The sequence below is a fragment of the Phytoactinopolyspora endophytica genome (genome assembly GCF_004138495.1).
Lineage (GTDB): Bacteria > Actinomycetota > Actinomycetes > Jiangellales > Jiangellaceae > Phytoactinopolyspora > Phytoactinopolyspora endophytica.
On sequence record NZ_ML142855.1, the window covers coordinates 227,287 to 232,668 of the forward strand.

General features: G+C 71.5%; 3 protein-coding genes. All 3 read left to right on the forward strand.

Annotated elements, in window-relative coordinates; genetic code table 11:
- Nucleotides 1-405 (forward strand): hypothetical protein (locus ELR45_RS35280; RefSeq protein ID WP_165367815.1); only part of this gene is annotated, 405 nt, incomplete at its 5' end.
- Nucleotides 402-4,232 (forward strand): fibronectin type III domain-containing protein, encoded by a 3,831-nt coding sequence (locus tag ELR45_RS35285; protein WP_165367816.1) that lies wholly within the window; start codon nucleotides 402-404, stop codon nucleotides 4,230-4,232. The genes ELR45_RS35280 and ELR45_RS35285, both read left to right, overlap by 4 nt.
- A gap of 64 nt (nucleotides 4,233-4,296) precedes the next feature.
- The gene (locus ELR45_RS15890; protein ID WP_129667273.1) at nucleotides 4,297-5,280 is read left to right on the forward strand and encodes an AAA family ATPase; all 984 of its coding nucleotides are present in this window, start codon (nucleotides 4,297-4,299) and stop codon (nucleotides 5,278-5,280) included.
- The last annotated feature ends 102 nt before the right edge of the window (nucleotides 5,281-5,382 follow it).

Consider the following 5,382-nt stretch of genomic DNA (forward strand, 5'->3'; position numbering starts at 1 on the left):
GCGCACGAGTGGGAGCGCGGGTGGGACGGTGCAGGCGGAGCGAGGGCCGCCCTGGAGTCGCTGGCCGCGCTCGCCCAGCGCGCGGCGGCGATGCGGACGGCGCTGGTGGTGGCGGTGGACCCGGACGAGGCTCGCAGCAAGGGCCACATCGCGAGCGTGGTCCCGATGGTGCGCCGGTTCCGCCGGGCCATCCTGCTCTCGCCGGAGATGTCCGACGGAACGCTGGTCTCGGTCACCGTGCCGATGAACACGTTGGAGCCGCTGTCGGGCCCCGGGCGTGGCCTGCTGTGCACGCCGGGCGCCGTGCAAGTCATCCAAGCCGTCCAGGTTGTCCAGGAGGTGTCTGCTCAGGTCGGCGAGAGCACGGCGTCGGCGGCACCGTCCGGAGAGGGAGAGACACCGTGAACGCGATCAGGCGCGTCATGCAGAAGGTTCGGCTGTCACCCCGCCGCGCGTGGGAGCGCGGTTCGGTGGAGCTGGGAGTCGCGGGTGTGGCGACGGCGCTCGTGCTGGGCGGGGTCGTGGGCAACGGCGTCGCCAGTACCGCCGTGGACATGTTCGACGGCCTCACCTGGCTCACCGACAGTTCGTCCGGCCAGGTGGTGCAGGTGAACCCGGTCACCGGGAGGGCCGAGGCGCGGCTGCAGGTGACCGCGGGGGACGCGCAGCTCGGCATCGCCCAGAGCGACGGCTGGCTGATCATCGACGACGCCACCACCGGCGAGGTCATCGCGATCGACCTGGCCACCTTGACGAAGAGCGGACAGCGCAGCGGGGCGGCTGACGGGCAGACCAAGGTGCTGGTCGGAGGTGGGCAGGCGTTCGTCGTCGACCTGGAGCAGGGAACCGTGAGCGCGGTCGATCCGCTGACCCTGCAGGATCTCGGCGAGCCGTACCGGGGGGATGAGCCGTTCGCCGAGGTCGTCGTCGACGAGACCGGTCAGGTCTGGGTGCTGGACGAGGACGCCGACCTGGTCACTCTGCGCTACTCGGAGCAGGCGAGGCGGTTCATCGAGGAGTCGTCACGGCCGGTGGCCAACGCGGGTTCCGAGTCGAGGCTTGTCCCGCACGAGGAGGGGGTCACCGTCTTCGCGCCGGAGGGTCCGGTCGTCGCCCAGTTCGGCACCGATGCGGAGTTCGCGACGCCGCTGTTCGAGGTCTCGGGCCCGGTCGTGGTGGCGGCCGGGGCGCCGGCCGATTTGTCGCCTGGGTCTTTCCCGGAGTCGTCGACCGTCGCGATGGTCTCCGGCGAGGACGTCCTCGAGGTGAACGTCGCCGCGCTGGGCTGTGGTGAGCCTGGGGCGCCGGCGGTCTTCTCCGAGCGGGTATACGTGCCCTGCATTGGCGACGGGAAGGTCGTCGTTCTCGGATCCGACGGTATGCAGGCCGGACCGGACATCATCACACCGGACGGGCAGGATCCGGAACTTGTGGTGGACGACGGGAGGCTGCTGGTCTCCACACCCGACAGCGATCAGGTCGTGGTGGTCGAGCCGGACGGTTCGACGCGGGTGATCGACGTCGGAGGCGGCGATGCGGAGGTGTTCGATCCGAGCGCACCGCCGGAGGACGTGGACATGCCGCAGCTGCCGCCGTCGTTGCGGCCGCCGTCGGGTGCCGACGGCTCGGGTGGCTCGTCGATCAATGACGCCCGGGATGGACCGGACGACGCCTCCCCGGAAAGTGGACGGAACGAGCCGGGCTCCGACGGCCGGGACCGAGCTCCCGAGCGGGACGGCGGGAGCGGGACGGACGACGGCAACCGGGGATCCGGCGACCGGGACCGTGACTCCGGCGGTGGAGACGGCAGAGACGATCGCGGGGACGGCGGATCGGGAGACGACGGCGGCTGGGGCGACGGCCCGGGTGGCGACGGCCCGGGTGGCGACGGCGGCGATGAGAGCAACGGGCCCGGCACCGACGGTGGTGCGGAGAACGGGACCGACGACGGCGCCGATGAGGGTAGCGACGACGGCACGGACACGGGTAGCGACGACGGCGCCGATGAGGGCACGGACACGGGTAGCGACGACGGTACCGACGACGGCGCCGATGAGGGCACGGATGACGGCACTGACGAGGGTGCTGACGACGGCACCGGCGACGAGGAGGACGAGGAACCCCAGGTCGACCCGCCGCAGCCGGCGAGCAACGTGCAGGTGGGGGAAGCGGCCGGCGAGTATGTCGTGACCTGGGACCCGCCGGCCGAGGCGCCGGACTCGTTCCGGGTGGAGCCCGACGAGCCCAACGCCGGGCCGAGCGAGACCGTGAACGCCGACGCGTCGAGCGTGGTGGTTTCCGACCTGCGTCCCGGGACCAGCATCCGGTATCGGGTGGTGTCGGTCGGCGAGGACGGCCAGCAGACGGCATCGGAGTGGAGCTCACCGTTCGACGTCCAAGGTGAGACTCCGGACCCGGCGGCACCGGCCGGCGTGACCGCGCAGAGCTACACACCCGGAACGGTCGACGTGACCTGGAGCAACTCGAACCCGGCGGTGATACCCGACGAGTACCGGATCGTTCAGGTCGGCGGCGTGGCGGAACCGGTGCAGGTCGGCTCGGTGGGCTCGCTGCGGCTGGACTACGTCGTCGAAGGGCTGGCGGAAGGGGCGGAGGTCAGTTTCCGGGTGGACGCCGTCATCGACGACCGCACGGCAGAGTCCGACGTGACCGCGCCCGTCACGGTCATGGAGACGGAGAAGACCCCGCCGGGCGCGCCGCGGAACGTGGGTGCGTCAGCGCGGGATCGCACGGATGCTCAGACGGTGGTGGTCGATGTGTCGTGGTCGGCACCGGCCGACGACGGAGGTGCGCCGGTCACTGAGTACCGGGTCTCCGGCGGCGGGGAGAGCGTGTCCGCTGGCGGCACGAGTGCGGCGTTGACGATCAACTGTGCCGGCCAGAGCCTGTGCACCGACGGTGGCTCGGTCAATGTCAGTGTCGTCGCCGTCAACTCCGAAGGCAGCGGCGACGCCGGCACGGCGACGGCAACGGTGTCTGCCCCGCCGGCGCCCGACCCCGAGCTGCCGGGAACTCCTGAGAACGTGGGTGCGTCGGCGCGGGATCGCACGGATGCTCAGACGGTGGTGGTCGATGTGTCGTGGTCGGCGCCGGCCGACGACGGTGGTGCAGCAGTCACTGAGTACCGGGTATCCGGGGGCGGCGCGAGCACGGATTCCGGCGGGACGAGTGCGGCGTTGACGATCAACTGTGCCGGCCAGAGCCTGTGCACCGACGGCGGTTCGGTGCAGGTCGAGGTCCGCGCGGTCAACTCCGAGGGCGCCGGAGCGGCGGGGACGGCCACCGCGACGGTGGATGCGCCACCGCCGCAGATCACGCCGCCCAGCGCGCCGCAGAACGTGAGCGCGCAAGCTCGGAACCGGACCGATGCGGGAACCGTCGTGATCGACGTGTCGTGGGCGGCGCCGGCCGACGACGGCGGTGCGAGCGTGACCTACGACGTGGCCGTCAGCGGCGGTGGAGCCTCCGGCAGCAGCAACGGGGTGTCGGGCACCAGCGCGACGGTGACCCTCAGCTGCTCCGGGCAGCCGCTGTGCGCCGACGGCGGCACCGCGAGCGTCAGCGTGACCGCGAAGAACCAGGCCGGCTCGAGCGGTGCGGACGAGACGACGGCGAGTGTGGACGCGCCGCCTCCGCCGCCGCCCTCGAACGGCGACAGCGTCGTGACGTGGGTGGAGAGCAGGCAGCCGGGGGAGTATGAGTACGACGTGCCGGTGGTGGTGAGGTATGGCATCCCCGAGGGGTGGGCGTATCACGGCTCGGACTGCGAGCTGGTCTACTCGGGCCGCCTGAACGGGACCGACTCGATCCCGTGTGAGCAGGGCTCGAAGGAGCGCTACATCGGCGGTGTCCCGGGTGGCGGTGGCACCGTGACCGCCTACATCCGGACTCGAGCCAACGGGTCGTGGGTCACGTCTGCCGAGGTGCCGGGTGAGGTGTGGCCGCGGAACACCTGGGGGTACTGCGACCCCACCACGAATATCTGCACCGATCCGGTGTCGCAGCGGTGGCCCAGCGATGGGCGCGAGCACGGAACCGTGCCGGCGGTGCACTCGCAGTCGGCACGGAGCGGTGGCGGACTGGCGTCGCCACAGACGCTGGCCGGCGTCGCCGGGTTAGGGCTCGCGGGTGCCATGCGTGCCCTCCGGCTGCGCGCCTCGCCGTCGTCGCGCAGCGCGCGGAGCGACCCGTCGTCGGACGGCGGCCACTGATGAACCTCGACAACGAGAACAACGCCCATCGGCGCCGGATGAGATCGATCCTGGAGACTGAGAGATGACCGTAACGGGGCTGGACGCCCTCACCGAAGCCGACGTCGCGGCGTTCCGGACACTGCACGGCCGGGTCGTGGACACCGTCGAGTCGGCCCTGCGCGGGAAGCGGGCCGTGGTCGAGCTGGTCACGGTGGCGATGTTCGCCGGCGGCCATGTCCTGCTGGAGGATGTGCCCGGTACCGGCAAGACGACGCTGGCCCGCTCGCTGGCGGCCGCGCTCGGCGGACTGTCCCGACGGGTGCAGTTCACCCCCGACCTGCTGCCGTCCGACGTCACCGGCACCTCCGTGTATGACCCGCAGAGCGGCGAGATCCGGTTCCGGCCCGGGCCGGTGTTCAGCAACGTGGTGCTCGCCGACGAGATCAACCGGGCCGCGGCCAAGACACAGTCGGCGCTGCTCGAGGTGATGGAAGAGCACACGGTGACGGTGGACGGCGTCGGCCACACGGTCCCGGACCCGTTCGTCGTCATCGCCACCCAGAACCCGATAGACCTGGACGGCACCTACCGCCTTCCGGAGGCACAGCTGGACCGGTTCCTGGTACGCACCGCCATCGGCTATCCGGACGGCGAGCACGAGGTGGAGGTGTTGCGTCCCGGCAGCGGGGCCGGCGCGGTGGCGTCGGTCGCCACGGTCACCTCGCCGGAGCAGGTGGCAGCGCACGCCGCTGCGCTACAGCGGCTGCACGTGGCCGAGCCGATCCTGCATTACATCCGGGCGGTCGGCGCCGCCACCCGGCAGGACCCGAGGCTGCGGCTCGGCGCCAGCACCCGGAGCCTGCGTGGCCTGGTCCGCTGCATCCAGGCCTACGCGGCGGCGCAGGGCCGGCACTACGTCGTCCCGAGCGACGTGCAGCGGCTGGTCGGTCCGGTGCTGGCGCACCGGATGGTGCTGACCCGGGAGTCCCTGCTGGCAGGGGAGACAAGCGAGGGCGTGCTGGACGACGTCGTCGCCCGCGTCGACGTGCCCCGCCCGTCCCCATGATCATCAACTCCTGGCCACACCATGACGGGTCTGACCGTTGATGATCACCTTCAAGGAGAACGTGTCGATGAACACCGGGTTCCCGGCCAGGCTGACGCCGCG